Annotated in this window: 24 protein-coding genes; 16 read left to right on the top strand and 8 right to left on the bottom strand. The window is 67.9% G+C overall.

Features of this window, described 5'->3' with window-relative positions; all coding sequences use genetic code 11:
- Window positions 1-15: 15 nt before the first annotated feature.
- Entirely contained in the window at window positions 16-876 is an 861-nt protein-coding gene (locus AC3RXY_RS04275) for an alpha/beta hydrolase fold domain-containing protein (protein ID WP_491509663.1), read from the bottom strand.
- Window positions 877-1,253: 377 nt separating this feature from the next.
- The gene (locus tag AC3RXY_RS04270; RefSeq protein WP_491509662.1) at window positions 1,254-2,438 is read right to left on the bottom strand and encodes a sensor histidine kinase; all 1,185 of its coding nucleotides are present in this window, start codon (window positions 2,436-2,438) and stop codon (window positions 1,254-1,256) included.
- A 271-nt stretch (window positions 2,439-2,709) separates the two neighbouring features.
- Between AC3RXY_RS04270 and AC3RXY_RS04265 the strand changes: the two genes are divergently transcribed.
- The 5 genes from AC3RXY_RS04265 (at window position 2,710) to AC3RXY_RS04245 (ending at window position 7,244) form a co-directional block, all read left to right on the top strand.
- Window positions 2,710-3,378 carry a response regulator gene (locus AC3RXY_RS04265; protein ID WP_491509661.1) on the top strand — a complete coding sequence of 223 codons (669 nt, stop codon included), beginning with the start codon at window positions 2,710-2,712 and terminating at the stop codon, window positions 3,376-3,378.
- Window positions 3,379-3,562: 184 nt separating this feature from the next.
- Complete coding sequence (locus AC3RXY_RS04260) at window positions 3,563-4,069, top strand: PH domain-containing protein (RefSeq protein WP_491509660.1); 507 nt, start codon at window positions 3,563-3,565, stop codon at window positions 4,067-4,069.
- Window positions 4,066-5,526 carry a PH domain-containing protein gene (locus tag AC3RXY_RS04255; protein ID WP_498224419.1) on the top strand — a complete coding sequence of 487 codons (1,461 nt, stop codon included), beginning with the start codon at window positions 4,066-4,068 and terminating at the stop codon, window positions 5,524-5,526. The genes AC3RXY_RS04260 and AC3RXY_RS04255 overlap by 4 nt, the downstream gene beginning before the upstream one ends.
- 42 nt (window positions 5,527-5,568) lie before the next feature.
- Window positions 5,569-6,465 carry an ATP-binding cassette domain-containing protein gene (locus AC3RXY_RS04250; protein WP_491509658.1) on the top strand — a complete coding sequence of 299 codons (897 nt, stop codon included), beginning with the start codon at window positions 5,569-5,571 and terminating at the stop codon, window positions 6,463-6,465.
- Complete coding sequence (locus AC3RXY_RS04245; protein WP_491509657.1) at window positions 6,462-7,244, top strand: hypothetical protein; 783 nt, start codon at window positions 6,462-6,464, stop codon at window positions 7,242-7,244. The genes AC3RXY_RS04250 and AC3RXY_RS04245 overlap by 4 nt, the downstream gene beginning before the upstream one ends.
- A 384-nt stretch (window positions 7,245-7,628) precedes the next feature.
- Here AC3RXY_RS04245 and AC3RXY_RS04240 read toward each other — a convergent pair whose 3' ends face one another.
- Entirely contained in the window at window positions 7,629-8,033 is a 405-nt protein-coding gene (locus AC3RXY_RS04240) for a MerR family transcriptional regulator (RefSeq protein ID WP_491509656.1), read from the bottom strand.
- Between the two features lie 82 nt (window positions 8,034-8,115).
- Between AC3RXY_RS04240 and AC3RXY_RS04235 the strand changes: the two genes are divergently transcribed.
- Window positions 8,116-9,330 (top strand): MFS transporter, encoded by a 1,215-nt coding sequence (locus AC3RXY_RS04235; protein ID WP_491509655.1) that lies wholly within the window; start codon window positions 8,116-8,118, stop codon window positions 9,328-9,330.
- 69 nt (window positions 9,331-9,399) lie between these two features.
- On the opposite strand, the gene AC3RXY_RS04230 is transcribed toward AC3RXY_RS04235, so the two are convergent.
- Together AC3RXY_RS04230 and AC3RXY_RS04225 are read right to left on the bottom strand one after the other, a co-directional pair.
- Entirely contained in the window at window positions 9,400-9,741 is a 342-nt protein-coding gene (locus AC3RXY_RS04230; RefSeq protein ID WP_491509654.1) for a DUF2568 domain-containing protein, read from the bottom strand.
- Window positions 9,742-9,907: 166 nt separating this feature from the next.
- Window positions 9,908-11,071: a Cmx/CmrA family chloramphenicol efflux MFS transporter gene (locus AC3RXY_RS04225; RefSeq protein ID WP_491509653.1), complete on the bottom strand. Its 1,164-nt coding sequence runs from the start codon at window positions 11,069-11,071 to the stop codon at window positions 9,908-9,910.
- A 259-nt stretch (window positions 11,072-11,330) separates the two neighbouring features.
- Here AC3RXY_RS04225 and AC3RXY_RS04220 point away from each other — a divergent pair, with 259 nt between their 5' ends.
- From AC3RXY_RS04220 to AC3RXY_RS04195, 6 genes are all read left to right on the top strand, one after another.
- Window positions 11,331-12,038, top strand: a complete 708-nt coding sequence (locus AC3RXY_RS04220) for a GNAT family N-acetyltransferase (RefSeq protein WP_491509652.1) — start codon at window positions 11,331-11,333, stop codon at window positions 12,036-12,038.
- 68 nt (window positions 12,039-12,106) lie between these two features.
- Window positions 12,107-13,117 carry a helix-turn-helix transcriptional regulator gene (locus AC3RXY_RS04215; RefSeq protein WP_491509651.1) on the top strand — a complete coding sequence of 337 codons (1,011 nt, stop codon included), beginning with the start codon at window positions 12,107-12,109 and terminating at the stop codon, window positions 13,115-13,117.
- 165 nt (window positions 13,118-13,282) lie between these two features.
- Window positions 13,283-14,323: an ABC transporter substrate-binding protein gene (locus tag AC3RXY_RS04210; protein WP_491509650.1), complete on the top strand. Its 1,041-nt coding sequence runs from the start codon at window positions 13,283-13,285 to the stop codon at window positions 14,321-14,323.
- Window positions 14,320-15,417, top strand: a complete 1,098-nt coding sequence (locus AC3RXY_RS04205) for a FecCD family ABC transporter permease (protein WP_491509649.1) — start codon at window positions 14,320-14,322, stop codon at window positions 15,415-15,417. Before AC3RXY_RS04210 ends, AC3RXY_RS04205 begins: the two co-directional genes overlap by 4 nt.
- Window positions 15,410-16,264 (top strand): ABC transporter ATP-binding protein, encoded by an 855-nt coding sequence (locus AC3RXY_RS04200; protein ID WP_491509648.1) that lies wholly within the window; start codon window positions 15,410-15,412, stop codon window positions 16,262-16,264. Before AC3RXY_RS04205 ends, AC3RXY_RS04200 begins: the two co-directional genes overlap by 8 nt.
- An 88-nt stretch (window positions 16,265-16,352) precedes the next feature.
- On the top strand, window positions 16,353-18,389 hold the full coding sequence (locus AC3RXY_RS04195; RefSeq protein WP_491509647.1) for a cell wall-binding repeat-containing protein: 2,037 nt from the start codon (window positions 16,353-16,355) through the stop codon (window positions 18,387-18,389).
- A gap of 157 nt (window positions 18,390-18,546) precedes the next feature.
- Here the strand turns inward: AC3RXY_RS04195 and AC3RXY_RS04190 are convergent, their stop codons facing one another.
- Window positions 18,547-19,326, bottom strand: coding sequence for an IclR family transcriptional regulator (locus tag AC3RXY_RS04190; protein ID WP_491509646.1), 780 nt, complete (start codon window positions 19,324-19,326; stop codon window positions 18,547-18,549).
- 60 nt (window positions 19,327-19,386) lie between these two features.
- On the opposite strand from AC3RXY_RS04190, the gene AC3RXY_RS04185 reads away from it, so the two are divergent.
- A complete protein-coding gene (locus AC3RXY_RS04185) occupies window positions 19,387-21,546 on the top strand; it encodes a malate synthase G (protein WP_491509645.1) in 2,160 nt (719 codons plus the stop codon).
- Between the two features lie 63 nt (window positions 21,547-21,609).
- On the opposite strand, the gene AC3RXY_RS04180 is transcribed toward AC3RXY_RS04185, so the two are convergent.
- Window positions 21,610-22,620, bottom strand: a complete 1,011-nt coding sequence (locus tag AC3RXY_RS04180; protein ID WP_491509644.1) for a GTP-binding protein — start codon at window positions 22,618-22,620, stop codon at window positions 21,610-21,612.
- Window positions 22,621-22,756: 136 nt separating this feature from the next.
- Window positions 22,757-23,773 (bottom strand): CobW family GTP-binding protein, encoded by a 1,017-nt coding sequence (locus AC3RXY_RS04175; RefSeq protein WP_491509643.1) that lies wholly within the window; start codon window positions 23,771-23,773, stop codon window positions 22,757-22,759.
- 160 nt (window positions 23,774-23,933) lie between these two features.
- Between AC3RXY_RS04175 and AC3RXY_RS04170 the strand changes: the two genes are divergently transcribed.
- The 3 genes from AC3RXY_RS04170 to AC3RXY_RS04160 are packed head-to-tail and all read left to right on the top strand — an operon-like array spanning window position 23,934 to window position 26,540.
- Complete coding sequence (locus AC3RXY_RS04170; RefSeq protein WP_491509642.1) at window positions 23,934-25,349, top strand: DUF2130 domain-containing protein; 1,416 nt, start codon at window positions 23,934-23,936, stop codon at window positions 25,347-25,349.
- A 33-nt stretch (window positions 25,350-25,382) separates the two neighbouring features.
- Window positions 25,383-25,925, top strand: a complete 543-nt coding sequence (locus tag AC3RXY_RS04165; RefSeq protein ID WP_491509641.1) for an acyl-CoA thioesterase — start codon at window positions 25,383-25,385, stop codon at window positions 25,923-25,925.
- A 51-nt stretch (window positions 25,926-25,976) separates the two neighbouring features.
- On the top strand, window positions 25,977-26,540 hold the full coding sequence (locus AC3RXY_RS04160; RefSeq protein WP_491509640.1) for an NADPH-dependent FMN reductase: 564 nt from the start codon (window positions 25,977-25,979) through the stop codon (window positions 26,538-26,540).
- Window positions 26,541-26,573 lie beyond the last annotated feature (33 nt).

Genomic DNA, 26,573 nt, shown 5'->3' with positions numbered 1-26,573 from the left:
ATCATGCTCCGCGCGCTAGAGACGCGAGAGGAACTCGATGATGGTGCGTCGAGCCGGCTGAGCCTCAGGAATAGGGAGCAGCGGGTACACGTGGATGAGGCCGTTCTCGACGACGTCGGTGACATCTACTCCCGCGGCGTTCATGCGCCGGACCAGCTCCTGAACACTCGGCCGCAGGATGTCACGCGTTCCCGTGAGGATGAGCGTGGGAGGGAGCCCCGTCATCACTCCGTGCATCGGGCTCACGGCAGGATCAGCGGGGTCATCGTCGCCGCTCCAGAGCCTCCCAGCCGATGCGAGGACTTCAGCATCGAGCCACGGGTCGTCCTCTACCGATCCGGGATACGTGCCCATTGTCAGGTCCGTCCACGGCGCAAGGAGGACGAGGCCCGACAGACCGATGCCGTCTCGGACGAGCCGTTGAGCGATGGCGAGTGCCAGGCCTCCTCCGGCCGAGTCCCCGACCAACGCAGGGACGTCCAGATCGCGAACCACGTTCACGAGCGCGTCCCTCGACGTCCGCCACGTCGCCTCGGGAGCAAGGGGATACCGCGGAACCACCACCGTCGCGCCCGACTGGCTGATGATGTCGATGAGTCTCCAGTGGTGGGAGGTGAGATCGGATACGTACGCGCCGCCGTGCAAATACACGACGCTCTGGCCGGATGGGGTGCCGGGCGGCGCGAGCGTGAAGACCTCGAACCCCGCGCTTCGCGTGACGGTGACGCGTGATCGGAGACTGCTGGGCGGCTGGTGCTTCTCGCGGGCTCGGCCCTGGATGATGCGCTCCGCGTACGTCTTGTCGTCGCCCGCAGGCCGCGATCTGACGAAGTTGTGGATGTACGCCGCGAAGAAGCGGTGTCTGAAGCTCGGCATGGCGCTCAGCAGGTCACATCGAGCGATCGCTCACTCATGCTTCGAAAGCCCCGGGGCGCCATTCGATGGCGCATGCCTCCACCGCGCCACGCTGACTTTCCCTGCGCTCCTCCCCCATCGCTGCCGGCCGTCCGCCGCCGAGAATCGCCCCCGGGTCTGACCCGCTCGATCTCAGACAGGACTCTCGCGAGAATGATCGACGGTCTCGGCGTCATAGTCTGTCCTCGTCGTCGCAGCACCGATGGATCTGGCGAGCCTAGCAGGGCGAGAGCAGCCGTGGCGGCGTGCGTTCGTGCACGAGGCTGAACCAGTTGCCAGGCAAGTGACAGACCGGACCAACGAACCCTCCACACAATCAGCCGGACTCCTCCGCACAATCAGCGAGCGGGAAGGCGCGCGGTCAAGGTCCAGGTTGCGCCCCGCTTCTGGGTACCTAACTCTCCGCCCAGGAGCGCAACGCGCTCGCGGAGCCGATCGAGTCCATACCCGGATGAGGGAATGAGAGACGTGCGGGGTGCCTTAGCCATCGAGTTCGTCAGTTCCAAGCGGACGCCATTCTCGACGGCTTCGAGCACGATGATGACAGCTGGCCGCTCTGGCGCGTGCTTCGCAATGTTCGTCGCCCCCTCTCTGACGACGTGGACCAGGGTCTGCTCAATCGCGGCGGACACGGAGACGCTGGAGCTGGAGCGAATGGTGACGTGCGCGCCGAGCCGGGTGAGCGATTCACGTGCCTCTTCCAACGCACTGGAAACGCTTGCCTGACGTTCATCAAGAGATTCCGTCGACGACGTCTGACCGTCTCGGACGATGCGCAACACCCTTCGGATGTCTGCCAGCGCCTGGTCGGCGCTGCTGCGGATAGCTCGGATGGACTGTTCAGACAAGGCTGGATCGTCCACACGTTCTAAGACACGGGCGTGCATCGAGACGAGGGTCACATCATGCGCGATGATGTCGTGCAGCTCATCCGCGATACGCTCCCGCTCCGCATCGATCGCAGCCGAGCGGGCCTCCTCCAGCGCCGCGATATCGAGGGCGAGGCGACGCTCCCGGCCATGTGCTGTCCGCAATGCCCATCCGATCGCTGCAGAGATCGTGACGACGAGGACGAGAGCAGGCAACGCAGTTCCGGCGAAGACAGCGAAGGCAGTGGTTGCCAGTGTCGTCAGACCGGCCGCTAGGACGATGTAGACCGTGAGGAACCAGATCGGACCCGTATATACGACGAGGCCGGCGGCGGCCGCCAGGTAAAGAAACTGGCTGCCATCCTGACCTGCCGTGACCTGCACCAGCGCAACGAGAAGCAGACTCGTGGCGGCAGCGGCGGGCCACCAGGCGAACAGCGCCGTCGCGACGGTCGCCGCGAGGCCGAACAGCGCGCTCCGCCACGTCGTCGACGGTGCGCTCAGATACAGCCCGAGATCGATCAGAAAGATCACACCGAGCAGGACGAGCAACGCGACACGACCTCGGAGCGGCAGCCCCGTGAAACCAGGAGTTTCCGCTCCGCCGCGCAGCGGCGAACGCGCACCCGACGGAAGGTCCGGACTGTTGTTCACGGTTCCATGATGGCGGGTCCGCTGCTGTGCTTACCGACAGATCCCCAGCATGCGACAGAGCTCCAACATGATCGGGCCCGCGGGCACCAACCGCGAACTGAACAGCGCAATAAACCCGAACATGGCTCCCCCTTGCAACAACTTCTGAAAGAGAAGACTCGCGAGAGAAGGGGTGTCACGCGGCATGCAAAGGTACTCAGAATCAGCGACTTTCGTATCGAGTGCCGAGCCTAGACATCCCCGTAGAATGCCCGGAGTGGATCAGATACGAGTGCTCATCGCCGACGACGAGGCGCTGGTTCGCCACGCACTGCGCATCTTCGTGAACTCGGCCGGCGACATGACCGTCGTCGGCGAAGCAGTTGACGGCGAAGAGGCGACGGCCACCGCGGAACGCTTGAGACCGGACGTCGTGCTGATGGACTTGCAGATGCCGCGACTCTCCGGCATCGAGGCCACTCGCATGATCGCGGCAGCTTACTCCGACATCCGTGTTCTCGCCGTGACGACGTTCTCCACGGAACGCCATGTGGTGCCGGCGTTGCGCGCCGGGGCATCCGGATACCTCGTCAAGGACACCGACCCCGACGACATCCTCGAGGCCATCCGCGAAGTTCACGCTGGCCGCTCCGTCATCTCTCCGCGTGTGACCCGCGATCTGATCCGGTCCTTGCGTTCCACCCCCGAGACGACGGGCACCGCAGCGCCCAGCGAAGTGCCATTGACGCCTCGCGAGCTCTCCATCGTCATGGCAATCGCTCAGGGCCGGTCCAACGCTGAGATTGCCCGCGACCTTCATCTCGCAGAGCCGACCGTTAAAGCGAATCTCGGGCGCGTCATGTCTAAATGGGGTGTCCGAGATCGCGTCCAGGTCCTTATCTACGCGATCACGAAGAATGTGATCGACGTCGATTCGCTCGACCTCGAAGCGTTCCGCTGAGAACCGACGGAGGATTCAATGCCTTCAATACGAACAGCAGGGAGGTCGATACGTCCGTATCTGGCCGACCTGTCGGCTGCTGATGAGGCTGTGATCGGGCGGTCCCGGATGGTCCGGAACACGACTGCCCCACAGCAAAGAGCACAGGACATGGACCGTCTTCAGCACGTCCCGCGATCCCTCGATGACGGTGATGGAAAAGCAATGTGATCGATCGGCGACGATGACCGAGAGTCAGACGCTTCCGCGCGCCGCATTGAGGTATAAGAACCTCCAGGCGATCGTAGCGGCCGCCCCGGTTGCCGCACTGCTCATCGCGGCGGCCGTATTCGTGAAAATCGACGGCATCGTGTTTGCGGCGTTGTGGGTTTTGCTTCCGCTTTGTGTACTGACCGCCATGTGCGACATTTCGGTCATGAATCGACTTCAGTATCGCGCCTACCACTACCGTCAGGATCGTTCGACAGTCGAGATTCGACACGGCGTCTTGCTGAAGTCCACGACGACGATCTCCACTGTTCAGATTCTGAGCGTAGACATCGTGCGGGGGCCATTGCTGCGAAGCTGTGGGCTCGCATCGGTGGTTTTCCGGACGATTGGCGGCACGATCAAGCTGGGACCGGTCATGCCCGCGACGGCAGATGCGATCCGGGTGCAGGTCATGCAGGCCGCGGAGGGCGCCCCGCGATGACCCCGACCTGGAAACGCGCATCCGGGCGTCTCATCATCGCCGAGGCGGGAACGTTCGTCGCGTCGTTCGCCTTCCTGGTCGTGGCGCTCCTCTTCTGGGCGGGTCGAGGAAGTGCGATCGCTTCGGCTCTGTTACCGATCGCCACATTCGTATACGCCCCCCTGCGAGTCGCATGGATGGTCGCGAGATGGAGCGTGGAAACCTACCGGCTTGATCCGGAGATGCTGGTCGTTCGCTCTGGCGTCTTCCGGCGGCAGGAACGTCACCTCGGGTGGGCTTCTGTGGTCACCGTCGACGAGCAGGCCGGTCTCATCTTTCGCATCCTCGGCGTTCGCCGTCTCCAGCTGACCCAATCAGACTCCGCAGGAGGCGCGGTTGTCTTCCGGGCGCTCGAGCCTCGTGCTGCCGCAGACGTGCGACGTCTCGTACGCGGCCCGGACGGCACCACCGTCGCATCTGCCACCGTGCCCCACACCGGGGAGGTCTACCGGGCATCGTGGCGTGAACTTGCGCTCATGAGTATCGTCAACGGGCGATTCGCGTTGCTTGCGCCGCCTGTCCTGTTTACCTCATGGGCTTTCCTTGAGGACCTCGGCGTAAGTACCTGGGCGTTCGAGCTGTTCGAGAGAGTACCCCGAACGGTCCTCACGGTCGCATCGATCCTCGGGTTCATCGTTCTGGGGGCACTCGCCACGATCTCGCGGTACCAGGGTTTCTCGGCGAGTTTGACCTCCGACCGCACACTTGTGCTCAGCTACGGTCTTGTCGAAAAGCGAGAGAGACACATCGACCTGAAGTCCATCGAGGGCATTTCATTACGACGATCCGTCATTGAACAGCTGCTGCGCCGCTCACGTCTGGCGGTTCTGACGTTCAAGGGCTCGGACGATGTCGGAGCGAGCGTCGTGCTTCCTTCGCTGCCCGACACGATCGTGAGAAAGATCACGCGGGAACACTTCCACAAGTTCGTCCACGGTGCAGCGCTGCTCGTCGACGGACCGGCTCCGATAGTCCGTCAGATCTTCCACGCCATGCTGGTTTACGCCGCTCCAATCGTCCTCGCCGTTCTCCTCCTCGACGCGGGAACCGGCGTCGCGGTCGCCGTTTTTGCAGCGCTGGTCGTTCTCGGAATCGTCACCTCGATCGGGCGCGTGCTCGTCCTGGGGATGAAGATGGACTCGGGAGACGTCCTGAAGATCGAACGCCACCTCGTCACTCAATCAGACACCTATGTGCGAGCGCGCTCGTGCCATTCCATGGGGAGCGTCTGTCTGCGGGGCTCGGAGCAGCCGTTCTTTTTCTCGTTGCACCTGTATGCGGGCGGTTCGCGCAGCTTCGTCGGAACGCGCTGTTCAGCGGACAGCTTACGTCGGCTGAGTGACGCGCTCGCCGGCGCCGACGAACCGGCTGCCCGACGCCAAAGGACGCTCATTGAGATGGACGGAACGAATTCGTGACCGCGTTTGCGCCCCTAACCACCCCGCGGCGGAGTTGACGGCATGATCACTTTCGAGAACGTGTCCAAGGCGATCAGGAACCGTCCGATCATTGAAGACGTCTCCTTCGTCGTGCCAGATGGCCGCATCACCGGGTTTGTGGGCCCGAATGGTGCAGGAAAGTCCACGTCGATGAGAGTCGCTCTCGGGTTGACGACAGCGCAGCGAGGACAGGCGCTTTTCAATGGGAGAAGCTACCGCGATCTTCGACCGCCACTCCGAGAGGTCGGAAGCCTGCTGGATGCCCGATGGCTGATGGCGGACCTCCGCGCGCGCGACCTTCTCGACTACTGTGCGCGTACGCAAGGCGCTTCGCGCCGCAGCGCAATGCTACTGGATCTCGTCGGACTCACCGATGCGAGCGATCGCCGGATCGGGCAACTCTCTCTCGGCATGCGCCAGCGTTTAGGCATCGCCGTCGCGCTGCTTGGCTCGCCTCGCCATCTCATCTTGGATGAACCGCTGAACGGACTCGACCCCGACGGTATCGCCTGGCTTCGTGATCTTCTCCGCCAGCTCCGCGACGAGGGCGTTGGGATCCTGCTCTCCTCGCACATCGTGAGCGAGCTCGCTCTGATCGCAGACGACATCGTGATCATCAACAACGGCCACATCGTTCTCAGCGGCGCACTCGAAGCACTGGCCATCCAGAATCAACCGCACGTTCTCGCACGCACGGATCGGGCCGACGCCCTCAGGGCCGGTGCGCACGCACGCGGCGCGACGTCCGCACAAGATGCACACGGCCGCGTTGTCATCCACGGACTGACAGCACGAGAGGTGTTCGACATTGCGGTGCGGCAGGGGCTTGCGCTCGAAGAACTGACAACACGAGAACGATCCCTCGACGACATCTATCGAGACGCGATCGGCGAAACGAACATCGAGGCGCGCAGATGAACAAGGACACGGAGACGAGGGCGAACCTCGCATCGGAGCACGGGCCGACGACCAACCTGTCGACCCTCACACTGATCCGCGCGGAGCTGGGACGTGCAGTGCGTACTCCATCGACGATCGTGTTGCTCGCCGTCGCAGCCGCCCTCGCCCTGACACTCTTCGCCATCCGCGCCTTCCTCTCCGGGGGCTCCGGGGAGCCGTTGTCGAGCAGCCTGATCGTTCTGAGCGCCGACGCCGTCGGGTTCTTCGTCATGTTCAGCGCCGCGCTCGCTGTCGCTCGCGATCACCAGTCCGGTGCGATCGAGCTCGTGCGGGTGCTGGCTCCGGCTCGAGGCACACAGCTTTTGGCCCTGGGAGCGGCGCACGCGGCGCTCGCTGTCACTGTCGTCCTCGTCGTCGCGTTCGCCGGCACGGCGGTCATCCTCACGGTTGCGCCGAGCGCGTGGGAGATCGGCGGGTTCTTTGACGGTCTCACCCGCCTCCTTCTGACCACAGTGCTGCTCGCGTTCGCAGGCGCTGGAACCGGAGCGATCTGTCGATCGTCTGCTGCGACGACCGTCGTCGTGCTGGCACTGTACCTGCTCCTGCCCGTCGCACTGGTGTTGGCCGGCTTCGCCGGTCAAAGCTGGGCAGGAGCCGCCGCCGACATGTCGTTAGGATTGCTCGCCTCTACCGCGATCTCCGGTGCCAGCGCCGCCTGGGCGGCAACCGCGGGCGTCGCGGTCTGGGCAACCGGACTGGCGGCTTTCGGAGTCCTGCGAGAGGCGACTGTGAGGTAGTCACCTCCGAACGCGGTAGGAACGGCCTCTGGTTGTGTTCCCCGTCCTCCTGTCCACGACCGCGCTGGCGGCGGCCTCGATCCCCGCGACACATCGCCGAGATGGTCGACGCGTCGTCAGCCGGGTGGATCATCGTTGTGTTCCTCTTCGCGATGGGTGACGGGGCGACCCCGTCGAGAGTTTGGGATACGTCATTCCCAAACGCTCCGCCCGGTACGCGGATCACCGCGAAGTTGACGTGCACGCGTCGTCGTGCGGGACAACGTCGATGTCGGCGCCGCAGCGCGCTCTTCCTCGTCAGTACCCGAAGAACAGTTCGCCCGCCCCGCCCCGATTCCTGTGGAGCACGCGGCGGGACAGCTCGTGCGTCGGGCCGGGGCCCCGTCAGCCGGGCGACAGAGCGCTCCCACCCCGGGCCCCGGTCGACGGGGCAGGCGTCGCACGCGCATCACGGAGGAACGCGTTCAGGGCTTCCCGGCTGTTCGTCAGGCAGGTGATCTTGGCCTCGAGCTCGGCGAGCTGGTCGCGGACCATCCCGGCGAGGATGTCGTCACACGCATCGGTCCAATCGGTGACCCCGGCCTGCCGATCCAGCACGATCTTGATGAACCGCGTCGGCACGCCCGCGCTGCTGAGGTCGCGGATCGTGGCTACCAGCGCCACCTCCCGTTCGCTGTACGCGCGGTACCCGTTGCCCCGGCGGTCCGGACGAAGCAGATCCTGCTCCTCGTAGTACCGCAGCATCCGGGCGGGGACGCCGGTGCGCCGGCTCACCTCACCGATCCTCATGGCTTCCTCCGCCGGCGTCCGGACACCGATTCATCGACGTGACCTTGACCTTGACATTGATGTGAATGTTTAGCGTAGCGCCGTGACCGAATCGACAGCCTCCTCCCCCGACGCCACCCCGCACCGTGCGCGGGTCTGGCCTGTTCTGACCGCGCTCACGATAGCCACCTTCTGGACGGTGACGGCCGAGATGCTGCCGTCGGGGCTCCTGCCTGCCATGAGCGCGGACTTCGCCGTCTCAGAGGGCGCGATCGGCGCATTGGTCAGCGCCTGGGCCATCACCATCGCGATCGTCGGTGTGCCCGCGGTCCGCTTGACGATGCGCGTCCCGCGCACCCTGCTGCTCACGATCAGCCTCGCCGCGACAGCGCCGGCGAACCTCCTCACCGCCATCGCGCCGGACTACGCGACCGCGATGGTCGGACGGATTCTCGCCGCGATGGCCCACGGCGTGTTCTGGGCGCTGCTCGTGTCCTATGTCGCCGGCATCGTCGATGCGCGGCGCCTCGGTCGTGCACTGGCGCTCGTGCTGGCAGGGCCGACCCTTGCCGGGATCGCCGGGCTGCCGCTGGCCGCGTTCATCGCAGGGCAGACCGGCTGGCGCGCCGTCGCCGCCACGCTGTCCCTGATCCTTGCGATCACGGCCATCGCGCTGTGGCTCGTTCTCCCCCGGGGCGTCCCTGCGGGAGCGAAGGCCGACGTCGCGGCCGCGTGGGATCGCAGCGGGATGAACGTTGTCGCTGTCGCATCCGGCGGCGGACTCGTCCTGGTCGCGCACTTCGCCATGTTCACCTATGTCGCGTCCCTCACCACCGGGCTCGGCGGACTGCCCTCTCCCACCATCCCCGCCGTGCTGCTCATCCTCGGAGCGACCGGCGGGGTCGGGGTGGCCCTCTCCGGCCTGGCCGCCGATCGCTTCCCCGGCATGGCTCTGGTCGTCGCTGCCGCCCTCGTCACCACCGGTCTCGCGCTCCTGCTGCTCGGCACGCGAGGCCCTTCGGCGTTTCTTGCTGGCACCGCTGTATGGGGTTTCGCGATCGGCGCGTTTCCGGCGATCCTCCAGACCCGTGTGCTGCGCGTGTCCAGCGCCGCGTTCCGCCCGCTCGCCGGGAGTATCGTCGTCACCGTCCTGAATCTCGGCGTCGCCGCGGGGGCAGCCCTCGGCGGTGTCCTCCTCCGCCTGGGCGCGGAGGTCCTGGTCTCCGCCGCCGTTGTTGCGGCGGCGGCCGGAACGATCGCCCTCGCCCTGGGTCCGCGCCCACGCGTCTCCGAGACGCGGCCCGCGAATCCGCGGTGACCCTGGTGCGGCACCACCTCGGCACAGCGTGCTCCGCAGTGGACCATCCGGCGGGATGGGCCGCAGCGCTCAGCCCTGGAGCAGCGCGATCGCTGCGCGGTCGAGGATCCAGACCGCACAGCCGATCACGGCGGGGATGCCGATCCCGACAGCGAACAGCCCTGCCCCCACCCCCAGGAACAGAGCCGCCTCGATGGCGAGCACAGCGACCCCCGGGAGAACGATGACCGCTTGCGGCGAGATGAACGCGCCCCAGACGATCACGACCACCGCCACCGCCGCCAGGGCCGCGGGCCAGCGCCACCCGCCCACCGCGAGGCTCGCGGCGAGCGCGGCGGCGCCGGCGAGCAGTGCGAGTTCCAGCAGGAACCGGATCACATAGGCGGTGTCGAGGGCGGCATTGCCAGTCATGTTATAGATAGTAACTGATTGTTATGCTTCATAACTTCTACGGCCCACCGGACACCGCGTCGGACGATGACGGGGCGTCGCCGACGTGCCCGCCGCTCCTCGGCACAGCGATGCTCCCCGATCCGAGCGACCGCAGCACCGGGATCCCGGATCCGTCCTGATCTGCTCAGCCGATGCTCGCCGCGCGGCGGCGGAGCAGGGCGACCACGAGTGCTCCGGCCGTCATCGATACGGCCACCCAGATCGGGCCGACCGCGCCTGCCCCTCCGGCGAGCGCCGCAGCGCCGAACGCGGGTCCTGCGGCGGCGCCGACGTTCAGCGCGGCCGTGGCATAGGCACCGCCCATCGTCGGCGCGTCGGACGCCGCGTAGAGCACACCGGCGATCAGCGTGCTGCCGACCGCGAACGCCAGCAGGCCCTGGGCGAATGCGAGGGCGACAAGCGCCACCGGCTGCGGCGACAGCAGGGCAAACGCCACCCAGCCGAGGAGGAGCAGCGGACCACCGACGGCCAGCACCCGCCCCGGATGTCGATCCGAGAGACGCCCCGCGATGTTCACACCCAGGAAGGATCCGATCCCGAAGACCACCAGCACGACGGAGATCCACACCTCCTCCAACCCCGCGACCTCGGTCACGACCGGAGCCAGGAACGTGAACGCGGCGAAGGTGCCACCGTTGACCAGCGCGCCGAGCAGCATCGCCACGAGCACCCGGGCGGAACGAAGCTGGCGCACCTCGGAGAGGAGGGTCACGTGATCCGCGTCGGTCCGATCCCCGGCGTCGACGACGGCCCGCACACCGTGCCGGATTCCGATGACCGCCGGCAGGCAGAGCGCCGCGATGATCCAGAACGTCGCCCGCCACCCGAACGCATTGCCGATGAGAGCGCCCGCCGGGACTCCGGCGATGGTGGCCACGGTCGTGCCGGACAGGAGGATCGCGAGGGCACGACCCTTGCGGTCCTCCGGCACGAGCTGGCCTGCGACGCTCAACGCGACGGCGAGAAAGCCCGCGTTCGACAGGGCTCCGACGACCCGGGTGACGAAGAGCACGGAGAAGTGCGGTGTGAGCGCGCCGACGATGTGGCACAGCGCGAAGACCAGGACGCAGGCCGTGAGCGTGCGCCGAGGAGGCCAGTTGCGGGCGAAGGCCGCCATCAGGGGCGCTCCGACGACCATTCCGATCGCGAAGGCTGAGGTCAGCAGCCCAGCGACCCCCACATCGACACCGAGATCGGCAGCGATGCCGGGAAGCAGGCCGGCGAGCATGAATTCCGAGGTGCCCATGACGAAGACCGCCAGGGCAAGCATGTACAGAGCGAGAGGCATCGAGACTCCGAGGTGAGAGAGAGAAAGAGGAGGGCTTCTCGTCACCACGGCCAGCGGCCCGGGTTCCTGCCTGCCCGCGCCGAAGCGAAGGACAGGCGAGCGACTACGAGCGGATTCGGGGGCTGACGGTGTGACCGAAAGCCCCCCGGGTGTCTGACTCGGGACTCGACATGGCTTCGACTCTACCCCCGCGCATGTCGGCCGTTCCTGACATCCCGGTCGAGATAGGTTCGAAGCGGACCGGAAGGATGCTGCCGCCGTGATCGACCCCCGTTCTCTTGTCGTCGCAACCCATCTGGCGCGCGGGAGGAGCATCGGCGCCGACGACGATCCGGCGTGGTTCCGCACCGGGGCTCCGCATGAGGAGCTCAACGGGGTGTTGCGCGCGAGCGCCGCGCACATCGACGCAGCGTTCACCGCGATGGAGGGCGTTCCGGCCCTCTGGCATTCCTGGCCGGGCACCGACGCCTTCGACATCGAACGACCGCTCCGCGAGCGCGGCTTGGCGTTCGTCGAGGAGGAGCCCGTGATGACCAGGGACCTGCGAGAACCGGTACCGGTCGCGAGCGATGCGCGCATTCGCGCCGTGTCCGACCTGCCTGACCTCGGGCGGTGGGTCGCGGTATGGACCGGTACCGACGACGACGCGATCACCGCGGCACTCGCTCCGGTCGCTCTGAGAGAAGCCCCCGCCGTGCGGCACCTGCTGGCAGAGGTGGACGGCCAGGCGGTGGGGTGCGCGGCGGTCGCCTGGGCCGGCAAGGCCGCCGCGATCGAACACGTGGTCACCGCACCCGCGCACCGCCGCGCTGGCATCGGGACCGCCCTCACGATGAGCGCACTCACCGTCGCACGGGAACGCGGTGCACGCACCGCTGTTCTCACGGCTTCGCCCGACGGGATCGGGATCTACGCCCGCCTGGGCTTCGTCGAGCGATGCCGGGTCCGGCGGTTCCGGAGCGGGTGAGGGTCGGCGGAGCCGGCACGGCCGCTTCACGGACCAGCCCGCGGGATAGGTAAGGCTATGCTTCCCTCATGTCGCGGGTTCATATCCTGTCCGGTGCGCCCGGATCGTCCGAACAGGAACAGCAGTACGCCCGGTACTACGCCACCATCGCCGAGGAGGACGACACCCTCGTCGGCCCCCACGTGAGCACATTCCGGCTACGCCCGGAGATCGGCCAGGGTTCGATCGAGGTCACGCGTCTCCAGGCCGGGCTGCGCGTCGTGCGATACGACGTGCGGTTCGCCGCAGAGCATCGCGTGCAGTACCGCTTCTCCGACGAGCGTTTCGAGCTGGAGGTCTGCCTCGACGGCGGGGTGCGCATCGATGAAGACACCGCCGGCCGGGGCGATCTGGGACGGTTCTCCTCCTCTCTCACTCCCCCCAGGCCGACGACGGGAATGCTCATCCATCCCGCAGGACAGCCGTATCGCGGCGTGTCGCTCACCGGGAATCGCGCGGCGCTCACCCCCTACCTCGGCAGCGTGGGCGCACCAGCATTCGCCTCGTCCCTCGCGCGGCTCGATGCCGCCGGTGGCGCCGAGCTCTACCTGGGCCGAGGGCGACGGCTCCCGGCCGTTCCCGCGCTGCTCGCCGATCTGTTCGACCTCCGTGCCGAGACTCCGGGCAAGACGCTCCTGATGGAATCGGTGGTGATGGCAGCCCTTGCCGCTCTCACCGATGCGTCGTCGCCGGAGTCGCCGTCGGGGCTGGCGGACCATGAGGTCAGCGCCCTGCGGACGGTCCCGCTGATCCTCTGGCGCGAGCGGCACGACCTGCCGACGCTACCGGAGGTCTCCCGGCGTCTGTCGATGAGCCAGAAGAGACTCGCCAGCGGGTTCAAGACGATCTTCGGCGTTCCGCCGATGGAGTATCACCGCCGCCGGTGCCTCGAGCGCGCGGCGGACCTGCTGGTGAGCACCGATTGGACCGTGGAACGCATCGGCATCGAGGTCGGCTATTCCGCGGCGAGCAACTTCGTGTACGCGTTCCGGAAACGACTGGGCTGCACGCCGGCAGAGTATCGCCGGATTCACGGATAGCCCTCTCACCCTGCCATCGGCGGCGGTCCGGCACGCATCGGCGGTCGCGCTGTCCATACAGCACGGCATCGCGCTCCATACGCGGTGCGACGGTCGGCGGCGACGATCGAGAGGGGCTGCTTTGTCGCGGCCTCCAACGATCGTCTCGAAGAAGGGCCTGACGTCATGTCACCTCGTTCACCGCAGTCTTTGCGCGGGTTCCGTCCGGCAGCGGCCGTCGCCGCCGTCCTTGCCATCGTCGTCATCGGAGGTTGCTCAGCGCCCGCCGCCGCTCCGGCGGAGGCACCGTCGTCGGCCACGCAGGAGATCTCCGCGTGGCCGCGCGAGATCACGATGTTCGACAACGCCGGCAAGGAGGTCACGCAGACCCTTGCAGCAGCACCCGAACGCGTGGTGGTGATCGGGCAGAACCTCGCTGAGCTGATGATCGCCTTCGACCTCGAGGATCGCATCGTCGGAGTCGGATACCTGGATGGCGCGGATTCCTTCTACAAGGACGCACTCGACGAGCTGCCGCATCTCTCGGACCAGGTTCCGTCCGCCGAAGCCGTTCTCGGCCTGAACCCGGATCTCATCCTGTCGATGTCGTTCGCGATCACCGAGGAGAACCTGGGCACCGTGGCGACGTGGAACGATCGCGGCATCCCGGTCATCACCGCGGACAACTACACCATCGGGCGCGACCTCGACGCCTACTTCGCCGACATCCGCAACCTCGGTGCCGCGTTCGACGTCTCCGCGAAGACGGACACCTACATCGCCGCGGAGCAGCAGACGCTCGACGACATCGCAGCGATCACCGCGAGCGCAGCCGACCGTCCCACGGTGCTGCTGGTCGCGAGCGGTGGGGCGAACAAGCTCACGTACAACTACTACTCGCCGGCGTTGAGCCTGGTGGACGAGATGGTGCAGATCGCCGGAGGCACCTATCTCGAGGTGTCGGAGGAGCAGTACGCCGAGATGTCGGCCGAGAGCATCATCAAAGCCGATCCCGACGTCATCGTGATGACCCAGTTCCAGAAGGCCAGCGCCGACGAGGAGATGAACACCCTGATCTCCGACAGCCGCCTCGCCGGCGTGACCGCGATCGCCGACGGCCGCGTCATGCTGCTCGACTACGCGACGTCGGTGCGGGGCACCCCGCACCTCGGCGAGCTGACGCGTGGACTGGCCGCGTTCCTGCACCCGGAGCTCGACCTCCCGTGACAGGCACGGCCCCCACGCCGGTCCCGGGGAGCGCGGGAGCCCGCCCCCGGGACCGCTCTCCCGGGGGCGCCGTCGCGATCCTGGTCGTTCTGACGGCGCTGGCCGCATCGATCCTGCTGGCGATCTCGGTCGGCCAGATGAGCATCCCCTTCTCAGACGTCCTGGCCACGATCGGGCGAAAACTGTTCGGTCTCGATGGCGGGGCGGCCGGTGGCGGGACGCCGTTCGAGAGCGTCATCTGGGATATCCGGCTGCCCCGCGTCCTGCTGAGCGTCCTGGTCGGCGCCGGGCTGGCGCTGTGCGGTGTCGTGATGCAGGCTGCGCTGCAGAACCCCCTGGCCGACCCGTATCTCTTGGGCGTGTCGGCCGGCGGATCGCTCGGAGCCACGGTGGCGATTCTGACCGGCTTCGGCGCGAGCGGGGTGCTGATGGGTGCGACGCTGCCCGTCTGGGCCTTCCTCGGGAGCCTCGTCGCGACCGCGGTCGTCCTGGTGGTGGGCGCGCTCGGATCCCGCACGTCTGCCGTCAAGCTGGTGCTGGCCGGGGCCGCCGTGAACGCGCTGTGCTCGGCCATCTCGAGCTCCTTCGTCTATTTCGCGGCCTCCGCGGAGGGCATCCGGTCGGTCACGTTCTGGATGCTGGGCAGCCTGGCCTCAGCGACATGGGCCGATCTGCCATTGGCCGCCGTCGTCGTCCTGACGGCGGTCGTCCTGATGAGCACCCAGATCCGGAGCCTGGACGTGATGCTCACCGGAGACGACTCCGCCGTCACGCTCGGCATCGACTCCGCGGCCCGGCGACGCCTGTATCTGGTCCTGTGCGCGCTGGTGACCGGCACCCTCGTCGCCCAGGTGGGCGTGATCGGGTTCGTCGGGCTTCTCGTGCCGCATGTCGTGCGCAGCGTCGTCGGATCCTCGCACCGCCGCCTGCTGCCGATCGCCGTCATCGGCGGGGGCCTGTTCCTCCTGATCGCCGACGTCATCGCACGCGTGGTGGTCTCCAACTCCGAGCTCCCCATCGGCATCGTCACCGCCGTGCTCGGGGCGCCGGTGTTCCTGCACATGCTGACCCGGAAGGAGTACCGTTTTGGCTGACGCCGACGTCGTCTCGCCGACTCTGAAAGCCACGGGCGTCACCGTCCGGATCGACGGAACCACGATCATCCACGATATCGCCGCGACCGTGGCCGGCCGGGAGTTCGTCGGCGTCGTCGGCCCGAACGGCAGCGGGAAGACGACCCTCCTCAAGGCGCTCTACAAGGTCGTCGCGCCCTCCGCCGGCACGATCCGCCTCGGCGATCTCGACGTGCGTCGTGCGCGCCCCGCGGTGGTCGCCCGCCATCTGGCGGTGATCTCTCAGTTCCAGGAGGTCAACTTCAACCTGACCGTCCGCGAGATGGTCGCGCTCGGACGCACCCCGCATCAGCGCCTCCTGGAACCGAGCAGCGAACGCGACCGCCGGATCGTCTGGGACGCGCTGCAAGCCGTCGGTATGGCCGACGACGCGGAACGGAACATCCAGACCCTCTCCGGCGGCGAACGCCAGCGCGTGGCGCTCGCGCGATCGCTCGCTCAGGAGCCCCGCTTCCTGATCCTGGACGAGCCGACCAACCATCTGGACGTGCGACACCAGCTCCAGGTGCTCAACATCGTGCGCGGCCTCGACGTGGGTGTGCTGGCAGCTCTGCACGATCTGCACCTGGCCGCTCGCTACTGCGATCGTGTCTACGTGATCAATCACGGGAAGGTCGTCGCCCAGGGAACGCCGCGCGCGGTGCTCACGCCCGATCTGATCCGCGACGTCTACCGCGTCGAGTGCGAGACGTTCATCGACCCGCGGGGAAACCTGGCGTTCGCGTACGCCGATCCCGTCGACGACGCCGCTCGCTCAGCCGCAGACCGCGCTGCGGAGCACCGCGGGACAGCAGACCTCGACGGCTGAGCGCGCGGCCGTGACTCGTACCCCCAGAGCCTCCCGCGGCAGAACGCGACGGTGGCCATCGGCGGGGCTGTCATGCAGACTGGTTCCCATGCCTTCGCAGCGCCGCACGGCCGCCCTCCCCCCGAAGTCACCCCGTCCGATCGCGATCCTGACCGTTGTGGTCGCGCTCATCGCCGGGGTGCTGCTGCCCGCGGGAGCGGCTTCGGCCACGCCCGCATCGGCGACGACACGCGTCGTGCCCGCAGCGGACCTCGGCGGATTCGACCCCGGCAACATCATCAGCGACGAGGTGTTCTTCGCCTCCGGGACGATGAGCGAGGCCCAGATCCAGGCCTTCCTGGACGAGATGGTGCCGGTGTGCGCATCCGGGGCGACGTGTCTGAAGTCCTACAGCGACAAGACCACCTCGATGGGTGCCGATGAGATGTGCGACGCCTACGCCGGCGGCGGCGTCGAGTCGGCCGCGCGCATCATCCACAAGGTCGCGGAAGCGTGCGGCATCAACCCGCGTGTCCTTCTGGTGACACTGCAGAAGGAGCAGGGGCTCGTCACGAGCACCCAGCCGGACAGCTGGGCGTATCGGGCTGCGATGGGCCAGGCGTGTCCGGACACCGCCGCATGCTCTGACCAGTACGCGGGTTTCTTCAAGCAAGTGTACTGGGGCGCGTGGCAGTTCAAGCGCTACGAGAATCCCCCCGGCACGTCCTCGTACTTCACCTGGTACGCCCCCGGCAAGACCGCGACCATCAAGTACCACCCCAGCGGAAGCTGCGGCTCGTCGAGCGTCTTCGTCCAGAACCAGGCGACCGCGAACCTCTACTACTACACGCCCTATCAGCCCAACGCGGCGTCACTCCGGGCCGGCTATGGCAGCGGTGATGCATGCTCGAGCTACGGGAACCGCAACTTCTGGAACTACTTCACCGACTGGTTCGGCTCGACGCAGTACAACACGTTCTCCGCGGCCCCGGTGCCGGCCGTCAGCGGTGCCGCCGTCGCCGGCCAGCGTCTGACGGTGTCTGCGGGAACATGGACGCCGGAGCCTGCGGCCATCGGTTACCAGTGGTATCGCGACGGCGCACCCGTCGCGGATGCCACGGGCACCACGTATGCGGTCACCACGGCGGATGCCGGCGCGGCGATCACGGTGAAAGTCACCGCGACACGCAATGCCTACGCGAGTGCGAGCACCACCTCGGCGGCGTTCACCGCGACGAGCTTCGACGTGTCGCGCGTCGCGGGCGCCGATCGATATGAGACGGCCGTGGCCGTCTCCCGCGCCGCGAACCCCGGCACCGTCGACACCGTCTATCTCGCCACCGGTGCGACCTATGCAGACGCGCTCTCGGCCGCACCGGCAGCCGCCGGCGGCTCGCTCCTCCTGGTCCCGGCCGACGAGCTCCCTGCCGCGGTCGCCGACGAGCTCCAGCGCCTGGCGCCGAGCCAGGTCGTCCTGCTCGGAGGCCCCGCGATCATCGACGAGGCCATGCCGGATCGGATCCACGCGACGCTCGCCGAGGTCCGCGCCGACGTCGAGGTGCGCCGTGTCGCCGGTGTCGATCGCTACGACACGTCGCGTCTTCTCGCGACCGAGGCCGGCGCAGCGCCCGCGGTCTACATCGCCACGGGACGGGATTTCCCGGACGCCCTGAGCGCTGCCGGAGCCGCCGGCACGGCGGGCGCGCCGGTCCTCCTCGTCGACGGGGCACAGAACTCGCTCGACGCGGCGACCACCGCCCTGCTGGTGTCCCTGAAGACCGACACGGCAACGATCGTCGGTGGGGACGGCGTGGTCTCCCCCGGCATCGCAGAGCAGCTCTCCGGGATGGGGATCGACGTCACCCGATACGGCGGAGCCGATCGATACGAGACGAACCGGGCGGTCAACGCTGCCACGTTCTCGGCGGCCGGGCGACCGGTGGCAGCGACGTCGCTCGACTTCCCGGATGCGCTCACGGCTTCCGTGCTCTCGGCGCGGCAGGGCTCGCCGCTCTTCCTCACACCACGCATGTGCGCCGACGGCGGCATGACGGACTTCCTCAAGGATCGCGGCGGTTCCGGCCTCACGCTCGTGGGCGGCGATGGCGCACTGAACGACGACGTCTTCGCCCTGCGGCGCTGCTGATACTCCCGGCGGCGCCGGCGCCGGCGCACAGCCGGCGGGCGGCATCGAACAGCATGCGGAGCTCACTGGTCGCCACGGAGAGAGCCCGGACTGCTCGCCCGATCGCGCCAGCGGAAGAATCTCCCGGCGCCTCTGGTCCTCGTGTTTCCGGCTCGGCTTACGCCGACGCCGCGGCAAGCCGGGCAACCGCGTCCAGAAGCGCCGCGGTGATCACCCGCGCCAGCTCGTCGTCGATACGGGTGCTCGGTCCGGAGATCGACAGAGCCGCCGGGGGTGCGCTGCCGGGCACCGAGACCGCGATGCACCGCACCCCGACTTCGCGCTCGCCGTCGTCGATCGCGAAGCCACGCCGGCGGATCTCACGCAGGTCCGCCAGCAGTGCGTCGACCGACGTGATCGTCGTCGGCGTGAAACGCTCCAGACCGGTCGCCCCGACGATCTCCCGCACGCGCGTGTCGGGCAGCGCCGAGAGGATCGCCTTCCCCACACCCGCCGCGTGCGGAGGAACGCGGCGCCCCACCTCGGTGAACATGCGCATCTGATGGCGGGAGGGGACCTGACCGACATAGGCCACGCGATCGCCGTCGAGCACGGCGAGGTTCACCGTCTCGTGCGCGATCTCCTCGAGTTCGAGCATCAGCGGCCGCGCGCGCGTCACCAGCGGCGGGGCGGCCCGCCCGCCCAGCCGGATCAGCCCGGGCCCGAGAGCGTAGTCGCGCGAATCCGCCTGCCGCACGTACCCCATCCCCATCATCGTGCGCAGGAGACGATGCGTCGTGGTCTGCGCGAGCCCGGTGGCCGCTGAGATCTCGGCGAGGGACGCCTCCGTGCCAGCCTCCGCGAGCGCCTCAAGCACCCGGAACGCCCGGGTGACGGACTGCACCCCGCCCGGCACGCGACGCTCGCCGACCTCTTCCGGTGATTCATCCTCGATCATGCGTTCCATGATACGGAATGGACTCTCCGCATCATAGATACGGGTGGATATTGTGAGAGCATGCCTTCCTACCTCCCCCGCGCAGACCTCTCGGTCTCCCCGCCCATCGCCGAGTTCGCCGAAAGCGCCGCTGCCGCGCACGATCTCGACGTCGACGCATTCTGGTCTGGCGTCAGCGACATCATCCACACCCTCACCCCCGACAATCGCCGCCTCCTCGCGGAGCGCGACGCCCTGCAAGAACAGATCGACGCCTGGCACCGCGAGCATCCCGGCGTCCCGGACGCGACCGCGTACCGGGCATTCCTCACCGACATCGGCTACCTCGTCCCCGACCCGGCCGAGGTCACGGTCACCACGGAGAACGTCGATCCGGAGCTGGCGACGCTCGCCGGACCGCAGCTGGTTGTGCCGCTGCTCAACGCTCGCTTCGCGATCAACGCGGCCAACGCGCGCTGGGGCTCGCTGTACGACGCACTGTACGGCACCGATGCCATCGAACGCACCGGCGATCTGGCCCCGGGCCGCACGTACAACGTGGCCCGCGGCGCAGCCGTCATCGCCGCAGGCCGGGCTCTGCTCGATCGCGCCGCTCCCCTCGCCGCAGGCAGCCACGCGGACGCCACCGCGTACGCGATCGTCGACGGCAGCCTCGCCGTGACCCTCGCGGACGGCACCACCGTGGGCCTGGCAGACCCGACCGCGTTCGCCGGATACGCGGGTGCGCCGGAGGCCCCGTCCGGCGTGCTCGTCGTGCACAACGGGCTGCACCTGGAGATCGTCGTCGACCGCACCGGCAGCATCGGGTCCACCGACGCCGCCGGCGTGCAGGACATCGTCGTCGAGTCGGCGCTCAGCACGATCATGGACCTCGAGGACTCGGTCGCCGCCGTCGACGGCGAGGACAAAGCACTCGGCTACCGCAACTGGCGTGGCCTGATGGACGGCTCCCTGACTGAGGAAGTCGCGAAGGACGGTCACACCTTCACCCGCACGATGAACCCCGACCGTGGGTACACCTCCGCCTCCGGTGAACCGTTCACGCTGCCGGGCCGCTCGATGCTCTTCGTGCGCAACGTCGGTCACCTGATGACCACGAACGCGGTGCTGGATCGCGACGGCGCCGAAGTGCCGGAGGGCATCCTCGATGCGATCATGACGGTGCTCGGCTCTCTCGCCGACGTGCGCGGGGAACGCGCCGGCGGAAACTCACGCACCGGCTCGGTCTACATCGTCAAGCCCAAGATGCACGGCCCGGAGGAGGTCGCCTTCGCCGTGCGCCTCTTCGAAAGCGTGGAACGCCTGTACGACCTTCCTGCCGGCACCGTCAAGATCGGCATCATGGATGAGGAGCGCCGCACCTCGGCGAACCTCGCCGCGTGCATCGCGGCGGCGAGCGATCGGGTCGTGTTCATCAACACGGGCTTCCTCGACCGCACCGGTGACGAGATCCACACGTCACTCTGGGCCGGCCCGATGCTGCCCAAGGCAGCCATCCGGACTCGCCCGTGGCTGGGCATCTATGAGGACCGCAACGTCGCCGTAGGCGTTGCATGCGGCCTCGACGGTCATGCCCAGATCGGCAAGGGCATGTGGGCGATGCCCGATCTGATGCACGACATGCTCGAGCAGAAGATCGGTCATGTGCGCGCCGGCGCATCGACGGCGTGGGTCCCGTCCCCCACGGCCGCCACCCTGCACGCGCTGCACTATCACGAGCTCGACGCGTTCGAGGCGCGACGTGCACTGCCGCCGCTGCGCGAGGACAGCCTCGATGTGCTGTTGCAGATCCCGCTGGCCGCGGAGGGCGACCTCGACGCCGAGACCATCTCGACCGAGCTGGACAACAACGTCCAGTCGATCCTGGGATACGTCGTCCGCTGGATCGACCAGGGGGTGGGCTGCTCCAAGGTCCCGGACATCCACGACGTCGCGCTCATGGAGGACCGCGCGACCCTGCGCATCTCCAGCCAGCTGCTGACCAACTGGCTCGCGCACGGGATCATCTCAGAAGACCAGGTCGACGAGAGCCTGCGCCGCCTCTCCGCCGTGGTCGACCGGCAGAACGCCGCGGATCCGGGCTATGAGGAGCTGCGCCCGGGCGGCACCGCATTCGAGGCAGCGCGTCGCCTGATCGTGGAGGGCGCGGCACAGCCCAACGGCTACACCGAGCCGCTGCTGCACGAGCTGCGTCGCGCGAAGAAGGCGGGCGCACGCTGACGGGATGACCGCGTTCTGGCGTGCCGGCGCCTCCCCCACGGATGCGCCGGCACGCCAGAACGCTCAGTCCCGCTTCTCGTCGACCGTCGGCCAGGCCGGGAAGGGGTCAGGGAACTGCGCCCACGAACGCGGACCCGCCAGAAACTCCGCATCCGTGAGCGCGGTCGCGTCCAGGGCGTCCCGGAGGCCGCCCTGATCGAGATCGACACCGATCAGGGCGATCTCCTGGCCGATCACCGGAACGCCGTCGTCCCACCCCAGCGGTCGCAGCGCGATCGTGCAGCCGACATGCTCCCAGCACGCCGGCTGGGTCGCGCGCGTCGCCAGCCGGCAGAAGCCCGCCGACCGCACCAGCCGGCCGAACTCGCGCTCCTCGATCCGTTCCAGAACGGCCGCGAGTCGCGCCGGATGAGCCGGGCGCAGGTGCTCGTAGCGGAGACCGCTCACCCGAGGATCGGTGACCAGCGGGTCCGCGTCGCCGTTGAGGATCCCCACCCATCCGGGGCCGTCCTGTTCCGGTCCGTCGTCGCACTCCCGGATCTCCGCCACCCCGTCCGGACGATCGAGGCGGAGTCGCGCACGCGGGGCGAGGCAGCTGACCAGCGCGAGCACCATCGACAGATCGGCGTCGTCGAGCGCCGCCCAGGCGGTGAGCACGATCGTCGACGCGTACTCGATCTGCATGGCAGCGAGGAGGGCACGCGCGATGCTCTCGGTCGGGCGCCCCGCCTCGTCGCGCTCGCGAACGAGGAAGTCCGGTGCGCTCAGGTCGTCGAGGATATGCAGCGCATCCACGACGCACACCAGCCCCAGCAGACGCGTACCCGTGTCGGGATCCGTGAGCGCGGCGATCAGTTCCGGCACATCAGCGGTCGAGGGGAGTTCGACGACGGCGCCCCGTGCTCGGTCGCTCCACGGCGCGAGCGCCGCGGCCTCGCGCTCCGGATGCGGCGAAGAGGCGAGGCGCTGCGCGGAGACCAGCATGCGGTCGGTCGCCGCGGCGAAACGGTGCGCATAACGGCGGCGCTCCGGGACACACGTCCCGACCACAGCGACCACATCCGTTCGATCCATGAATGCTCCCGTCTCCGGCGGCGGACATCACCGCACGCTTATTGATAACGGTTCTCAATATAGCGTGCGGGACGTGCTGCCGGATCCGGCGGCGTACCGAACAGCGAAGGAAGCGGCGGATGTCCGGCGACCGCCCTCACGCGCTGAGTCTGCGATAGCGCTCCCAGCGCCGCAGGCCGACGGGATCCGCGCCTTCGGCCGTCGCCTCCGCGACCTCCCTCAGACGTCGACGCACCTCTGACTCGTCCACATGCATCCCGATCGCCACCAGCTCACCGGCCGGCGGAGGGACCGCGAGCGGAGCGATATGGATCGAACGGCCCACCAGGTTCACCAGGTAGCCACGTTCTGCGCGAGGTCCGCGCACGCGCACGCGGCCCTTGATGCGGTAGACACCCGACGGAGGGCCCTCCAGGAGGTCGATCAGCGCGCCCGGCGACACCGCCGCCCCCAGCGACTGCGACACCGCGGCGGCGTGCTCATGGCGATGCTCGCGCCCGCCCCCGTCACGCAGGAGGCTCCCGATCGGGAGCTGGTCGGGCGGGTCCTCCGCCGCGGCCACGTCGAACACCAGGTCGGGGTCGACCCCTCCCCGGGACGCGACGACGAACGGCACCAGCGGATTGCACGCGCGGACTCGGTCCTGAATCCGCGCAATCATCGCCATGCGGGCATGGGCGGGCAGCCGATCCGTCTTCCCGATCACGATGAGGGAGGCGGCGCGATACCGAGCAGGCGGCTCCGGATGCACATCCACGGTACGGAAGTGCTCGAGCGCGTCCACCACCTCCACCACACCACCCGGACGCACGCGCTCGACGCCGGAGAAACGGATCACCCGCGCGAGCGCGGCTGGTTCTGCCGCGCCGCTCGCCTCGACGATGATCGCGTCCAGCCGGAGCCGCGGATGCGCGAGCCGCTCCAGGGCTTCGTCGAGCCCGCCGGCGTCGGGCAGACAGCACAGGCAACCGCCGGAGATCGACGCCGCCTCATCGATCTGACCCGCCACGAGCGCGGCATCGACGTTGATCTCGCCGAAGTCGTTCACCACGACACCCAGTCGCGCCCCGGGCGCCCGCAGCAGATGGTTGAGCAGGGTGGTCTTTCCGGCACCGAGGTGGCCGGTCAGTGCGATCACCGGAACACGGGTCATGACGGCACAGAGCGAGCACGAACCGACACCATGAGAACCATTCTCATGCCGGGTGCTCCGCGCCCGCAACCGCCGCCCGGCACCGTGCGCGGACGGCGCCAGGCACCCGGGCTCACGGCGCTGCGGTCTCGACGTCCGACGGCGTCGTTACGCTGGAACCATGCACGAGATCCGGTGCCCCCACTGCGGCGAGTCCTTCACGATCGATGAGGCCGCCTACAGCGACATCGCCACCCAGATCCGCGACAGCGAGTTCGACCGGGTGCTGCATGAGCGCCTCGATCTCGCCGAGAAGGCCGCCGCCGCAGCGCAGCAGAGCGCGGTGGCCCTCACCGAGGCCCGGCTCACCACAGAGCTGCAGAAGACCACCGCAGCGAAGGACGCCGCGATCACGGAGCTCACGGCCCGGCTCGACGCCGAGGAGACGGCTCGCCAGCTCGCCGTGGCCAACGCGCTCTCGGCCGTGGAGAAAGAACGCGACGCCCTCCGGCACGAGCTGGAACGCGCGCAGCACGAGAAGCAGACCGCGGCAGAGCTCGTCGAGGCGCGTCTCACGGCAGAGCTGCAGAAGACCACCGCAGAGAAGGACGCCAAGATCCAGCAGCTCAGCGCACGGCTGGACGGCGTCGACGTCGCCCAGCAACTCGCGATCGCGCGGGCCGTCGGCGTGGTGCAGAAGGAACGCGATGAGCTGAAGAGCGGACTCGAACGCGCCGAGCTCGAGAAGCAGCTGGCAGAGAAGTCCCTCACAGACACCTATGAGATGCAGCTGCGCGAGCGCGACGAGGCGATCGAGAGACTCCGCGACATGAAGGCCCGGCTCTCCACCAAGATGCTCGGGGAATCGCTCGAGCAGCACTGCGAGAACGAGTTCGAGCGCCTGCGCGCCACCGCCTTCCAGAGCGCGGTCTTCGGTAAGGACAACGACGCCAGCGGCGGCAGCAAGGGCGACTACATCTACCGCGACCACGACGCCGCCGGGACCGAGTTCATCTCGATCATGTTCGAGATGAAGAACGAGAACGACACCACCGCCACCAAGAAGAAGAACGAGGACTTCTTCAAGGAGCTCGACCGCGACCGCACCGAGAAGGGCTGCGAGTACGCCGTGCTGGTTTCCCTGCTCGAGGCCGACAGCGACCTGTACAACAGCGGCATCGTGGACGTCTCCCACCGGTACCAGAAGATGTACGTGGTGCGCCCGCAGTTCTTCATCCCCATCATCACGGTCCTGCGCAATGCCGCGCTGTCCACCGTCCAGGTGCGCGCGGAACTGGCCAGGGTCCAGGAGCAGAACATCGACATCACGCGGTTCGAGGAGAAACTGTTGCAGTTCAAGAAGGGCTTCTCCCGCAACTATGAGATCGCGTCCAGCCACTTCACCGAGGCGATTCACCGGATCGACGAGGCCATCAAAGATCTGGAGAAGACCAAGGAATCGCTGCTGAAGTCCGACAACCAGCTGCGGCTCGCGGGCGACAAGGCCGATCGGCTCACGATCAAAGCCCTCACCCGCGGCAACCCCACAATGGCCGCCAAGTTCGCCGAGCTCGAACGCGACGACGACGACGACTGAGAACGCCCCGCCCCCCCCACCACCGAGGATCCCGTGAACCTGTACTTCCGTCTGCTTCTGCTGCGCCTGCGCGCGCGGCGTCAACCGCGCCTGAGCGTCTGGAGCACCGCGACCACGCGCTTCCGCGTCACTCTCGGCGACCTCGATCTGCTGATGCACATGAACAACGGCCGGTATCTGACGATCCTCGACCTGGGCCGGCTCGATCTGCTCAGCCGCTCCGGATTCTGGCAGAAGATCACCGCTCGCGGATGGTACCCCGTCGTCGCCGGTCAGACGATCAGCTACCGGCGCTCACTCACCCTGGGACAGCGCTTCGACGTGCACACGCGCTTTCTGGGCCTCGACGACCGCTGGGTCTATGTCGAGCAGACCTTCGCCGTGGGGTCGACGGTGTACGCGCACGCGATCGTGCGCGCGCGCTTTCTGCGCAAGCAGGGCGGGTCCGTCAGCCATGACGAGCTGCTCGCCATCACCGGCGACCCGCCGGAAGGCCTCGTCCTGCCGGAATGGGTGGTGCAGTGGTCAGCCGATTCTCGTCCTCCGGCGGAATATCCGGCCGGCCGCGCGGGTTGATGCTGCGGGGCCGCGTTCGCGGCATCCGCTCGCTCTGAACCTGGAGGTCTCATGACCACTCTGCTCATCGTCAACGGCAGCACGCGCGAGGGCCGCATCGGCGCGCCGATCGGAGAATGGGTGCGGGCCGCGGCAGAGGCGGATGGGCGCTTCGACGTCGACTACGCCGACCTGGCTGAGATCGCGCTGCCGATGATGGACGAGCCGCACCACCCGCGCCTCCAGCAGTACACCCGCCCCCACACGATCGCATGGAGCGAGCGGGTCGCCGCGGCGGATGGTTTCCTGTTCCTCTTCCCGGAGTACAACCACAGCTATGCCGCTCCGATCAAGAACGCCCTCGACTACCTGAACAGCGAGTGGGCGCGCAAGCCTGTCGGCTTCGTCAACTGGGGCGGGAACTCGGGCGGAACGCGCGCCCAGGCGGCGCTCAAGGGCGTCGTCGCGGCGCTCGGGATGGTGCTGACCCGGGGCAACATCGAGATCAACTTCCCGCAGCAGCAGCTCTCCCCCGCCGGCGTCTTCGAGCCGACCGAGCAGCAGCGCACCGTGCTGGCATCGCAGCTCGACGAGATCTCCGCGCTGTCCAGCGCGCTCACCGCGTTCCGCGACTGACCGCCCTCCGCGCACACGACATCGGCCCCGCCA

This window comes from Microbacterium longlingense (genome assembly GCF_058349825.2).
Note: the sequence above shows the minus strand (reverse complement) of the source record. Positions and strands in the feature narration are given on the sequence as shown.